Origin of the sequence: Stenotrophomonas sp. Ste96 (assembly GCF_024519495.1) — a bacterium.
GTDB lineage: Bacteria > Pseudomonadota > Gammaproteobacteria > Xanthomonadales > Xanthomonadaceae > Stenotrophomonas > Stenotrophomonas bentonitica_A.
Map to the genome: position 1 here is coordinate 1 of NZ_JALJRX010000034.1, position 1,010 is coordinate 1,010.

Consider the following 1,010-nt stretch of genomic DNA (forward strand, 5'->3'; position numbering starts at 1 on the left):
GTCCCGATGTGGCTGCCGGCACGTCGGCGGTAAACGCCGCCCGTGGCGGTTCGCGGAAACCTCCCTGGGCCTCGCAGATCGCCAGGAACTTGGCCAGCGCGGCTCCGGAATCCAGCACGCTGCGCGCGCGCTCCAATCCGGTGCCGGCGCTGCTGCCCGGTGCCATGTCCAGGAGTGCCGCGGACAGCGCAAGCGCGCGTTCGCGAAGGTCTGCCGGTGCATCGGCGGCGTTGCGCAGCACCTTGAGCACATCGTGCGCTTCAAGCGCCGGACCGATTCCCCGACCCACCGGTTGGCTGCCGTCGGAGCGATGGATGCCCAGCTGCAGTCCAAGCGCGCCCGCGGTGTGTGCGAGCCGCGAGCCGAGGCTGTCAGCGGCGACCTCACTGCGCACCTTGGCGGTCGGGCCTACCGGCATGTCGATCAGGACGTGGGTCGAGCCTGCGGCGACCTTCTTGGACAGCACGCTGGCGACCAGTTGGCCGTCGCTGTCGAAGTCCAGCGGCCGCTGGACCCGGATCAGGATGTCGTCGGCCGGGCTCAGGCGCACGTTGCCGCCCCAGACGATGCAGCCGCCCTCGCGCTCCACCACGCGCCGCATCGCTGCCAGGTCGAGCGCCACCGGCGCCATGACTTCCATGGTGTCGGCCGTGCCCGCTGGCGACGTGATTGCGCGCGATGAGGTCTTCGGAATGCGGTAGCCCAGCGCAGCCACGATGGCCACCACGATCGGCGTGGTGCGATTGCCTGGCAGGCCGCCCACGCAGTGTTTGTCCAGCACCGGCCCTTCGCCCCAGTCCAGGCGTTGGCCCACGGCAATCATGGCCCGCGTCAGTGCAGTCGTCTCCGCATGGTCCAGGCGGTCGCCCGCGCTGGCCGCAACGAACGCGGCAAGCTCCAGGTCCGACAACCTGCTTTCCATCACGTCCTGCACCAGGGCGAGGTACTGGGCGTCGTCCAGCCGTGCACCGAACACCTTGGCGCGGAGCGCACCGGCCGACGCCGCGGGT

Annotated in this window: 1 protein-coding gene; it reads right to left on the minus strand. The window is 70.5% G+C overall.

Features of this window, described 5'->3' with window-relative positions:
* The coding region (locus tag OC373_RS18685; RefSeq protein ID WP_261998275.1) for a thymidine phosphorylase at positions 1–1,010 on the minus strand (1,010 nt) is incomplete at both ends.